This window comes from Brevundimonas sp., assembly GCF_044239655.1.
In the GTDB taxonomy this organism is placed as follows: domain Bacteria; phylum Pseudomonadota; class Alphaproteobacteria; order Caulobacterales; family Caulobacteraceae; genus Brevundimonas.
The window spans coordinates 1-3,100 of record NZ_JBIIAY010000231.1; the positions used below are offsets into that span (position 1 = coordinate 1).

At 44.3% G+C, this 3,100-nt stretch carries 5 protein-coding genes; all 5 read left to right on the plus strand.

The window, feature by feature from the left end; all coding sequences use genetic code 11:
- Positions 1–359, plus strand: a 359-nt coding sequence (locus ACILQR_RS16835) for a hypothetical protein (RefSeq protein WP_395652512.1), incomplete at its 5' end; no start/stop codon positions are given.
- 153 nt (positions 360–512) lie between these two features.
- Entirely contained in the window at positions 513–1,736 is a 1,224-nt protein-coding gene (locus ACILQR_RS16840; RefSeq protein WP_395652513.1) for a replicative DNA helicase, read from the plus strand.
- Positions 1,733–2,098, plus strand: a complete 366-nt coding sequence (locus tag ACILQR_RS16845) for a hypothetical protein (RefSeq protein ID WP_395652514.1) — start codon at positions 1,733–1,735, stop codon at positions 2,096–2,098. The genes ACILQR_RS16840 and ACILQR_RS16845 overlap by 4 nt, the downstream gene beginning before the upstream one ends.
- Positions 2,091–2,513 (plus strand): hypothetical protein, encoded by a 423-nt coding sequence (locus tag ACILQR_RS16850; RefSeq protein ID WP_395652515.1) that lies wholly within the window; start codon positions 2,091–2,093, stop codon positions 2,511–2,513. Before ACILQR_RS16845 ends, ACILQR_RS16850 begins: the two co-directional genes overlap by 8 nt.
- Complete coding sequence (locus ACILQR_RS16855) at positions 2,479–3,024, plus strand: hypothetical protein (RefSeq protein WP_395652516.1); 546 nt, start codon at positions 2,479–2,481, stop codon at positions 3,022–3,024. The genes ACILQR_RS16850 and ACILQR_RS16855 overlap by 35 nt, the downstream gene beginning before the upstream one ends.
- Positions 3,025–3,100 lie beyond the last annotated feature (76 nt).

The following is a 3,100-nucleotide window of genomic DNA, read 5'->3' on the forward strand; positions in this document are numbered from 1 at the left end:
TTTTATCGCCAGACTTCTGCGAGCATTACAAAACAAAAATCTTAATTCAATTGGCAGGACATGAAGGGGTGTTTTGTCTTTTAAAACTTTGGTCACAATGCCAGTTTCGGAAAAATGAGGTGTTTGAAAAATCGCCAGACATAATCTCTGCGATTGCGGGTTGGAGCGGAGACCCAAATCAATTAGAGAAGGCACTTATTGATTCGGGATTCGCAAAGCGAAGTGGTGAGAAGTTCATCCTTCACCAATGGCAAGATCAGAATAAAAAGTTGCTAACAAGTCCCGCTAATGGAAAGAAAGGCGGAAGACCAAAAATTAACAAAACGGAAGAAGTCAAGGGCAGATATTTGAAGCTCTGAATAACCTAAATGAAACCTAACCTGAACCTAAACATAACCTAACTATAACCAAACATTCCCTAGATAGATAGATAGACTATCTATCTGCTATCGCTAGATAGATATTTCTCTGCCTCTCTCCAAAGGAGAGGCGAGAAATTACCTCCAAAAAATATGAAACCAGAAATAATAAAAAGTGCAGTTCCACGAAGCGATTTTGCCGAGACCGCTGCCATCTCAATTATCCTTCAAAACTATGACGCCTTAGATTCCGCGAAATGGGAAGAGGATTTGTTTTTCAACTACTCAAATCAAGTTCTCTTCCGAGCCGCTAAGAAACTCCACGAAGATGGAGCGAGAAGCGACCTCTTCAGGCTCCAATCACATCTTGAGGCAAGCGGGGGCTTCGATGATGTCGGAGGTCACCACGGGGTTTTAACGGCGTTTGAGGCCTATCCCGCACCAAAGGACATTGAATCAGCCTTAGAGTTTCGGCGCGATCTTGTGAAAACTAGAAAATATCGCCGTGCGCTTAAGCTTCTTGAATCTTCGCGACAGGACGTCCTCTCCATGTCGGCTGATCTCACCAAGCTTGCTGAATGCTTTTCTACCGAAGACGACGAAGAACCAAACCGCATCACTCTAAAACAGCAATGCTCCGAACTCTTAACCCTTCTCGAAAGCAATTCTCCGCCTATTCGCCTCAAAACCGGAATCCGAAACCTCGACAACTTGCTAGGCGGTGGATTTGAAAAAGGCACGGTCGCCGTATTTGCTTCCGAAACAAGCGGAGGAAAAAGTATAGCACTTATTCAAACCGCTTTATCTTGTTGCTCCGACAATTACGCAGGAATCATTTTCAGCTTAGAAATGTCGGCGAGTCAAGTCCTGACCAGATTGGTTTCTTGCAAGTGCGGTGTTCAATGCGTTCCGCAATACAGCAAACCATCTCAAGAACAAAGCAAAGCCATTCTCAAAGGATTATCCAATATCTCCCTTCTGCCACTCACCATCTTCGATAGCATTTCGGACATCTCTGAAGTCGAGGCGATCTGCAGAAAAACTCCTTGCGATTTTATTGTGCTTGACTATATCCAGCTTTGCTCGTCTTCTGGTAACGCAGAAAATCGTGAACAACAAATCAGCGAAATCGTCCGAAAACTAAAATTGATTGCCTTGAAAAATAACATTTGCGTTCTTACCGCCTCTCAGCTAAATGATGGCGGCGAGCTCCGAGAGTCTCGGGCAATAGGTCACCACGCCGATTACGTTTTGAACATAAATCACCGAGATCATCCAAATGCAGAAATCAGCATCACCAAGAATCGAAATGGCGAGAGGTTTGTTTTCGCTCCTGTCACAATGAATGGCGCAATTTCAAGATTTTCAGACAGATGAGCGACACACCAGAGACAGATCATCTTGAAGTTCAATTAGGGCAAGCGGCAACGCACTCGCATCCAATTTTGTGGGAACATAGTAGAAAGCTAGAGCGCGAGCGCGATGAGGCTTTGTCACAGATTGCTCAAGCGGAGAAAAGAGCGGAGAGATTTTGCCAAGAACGGGACGAGGCAAGGGATGAAGCACAAAAATCAAAGGCATATAAGAGGGTATTGAAAATAACAAATGAAAACCTAAAACGTGAACGCGACGAGGCGAGGGAGCAGGCGCATAGGTTTCGGGCATTGCATTACAGCCACCTCGGAATTAACGGGAGCGCAAGCTGGTTCCCTTGGGAGAAAAAATTAGATAATGTCTGAAATGCGAGATTCTTCAGATTATTCAGAATCATCCTACGAGCATGATTTTGCTGCCTTTGATGATCCAAAGGATTTGGCTTTTATACTCGCAAACTCTAACCAATACAGAGAAGCTTCGGAGTATATGCTAGGGCTTTTAAATAACATCGTCACGTTCCTTTTTAACCACGGATATCATAAGTCGCCTCAGCTATACGGTATCGCGTTTGCCATAGGGCATCCTATCATTATTGCGTCAAATATGCTTGACGTTGCTAGAAAGGTGAACGTAACTAAGGCGGCAATTTCAAAGATTGCTATGGAGTTTTTGAAGGAAACCGGATTACCCCCATCTGCCGCTTTAAAAACAGAACTGGCAAAAACAACTTACAAAAAAACTAATGGAAACAAAAAATACACAAGAGATGATTCCTAAGACCGAGGTCTTGGAATCAATTGAGAAAGAGATCAAGCAAGCCTATGCTGAAGCTAATGTTCTGGCATCAAAAGCTAAATCAGATGGTCGAGCAGCTATTCTAAGAATGGCAGATGTGGGGCAATACATCATCTTGGGGCGGGAGCATATTAGAGATAAAGCCCAATGGATAACCTCGCTAGGTATCGACAACGCAATCGCAGATAAAGCCGTCCACCTCGCTCGTAACCGAGATCAACTTGAGCTTGAGCTTTGGCCTTCCGATGTAGCAAAACTGGGCGCACAAATCGTTGGCATCCTACCTCCTCACGTTGCTCAACTCAGAGGCGAAAATGATCCAGAGAAGAGCACCGAAGCAAACAATCATTGGCTCAACTACGCTGGCAAACTGCAACGATCGTTGTCTGATATTTTCAAAACCAAACCAATGGAAAAGTGGCGGACTGATGAAAAGGAATCCATTAGGGTTGCGCTGAAGCCGCTATATGACCTCTACACCAGCTTGAGCTGACGCTTTAATGGACTTACACGGATTGAAAAATCAAAGGAATCTTTTTTTTAGGGCTATTAGCGAGGGTAAGCGAACT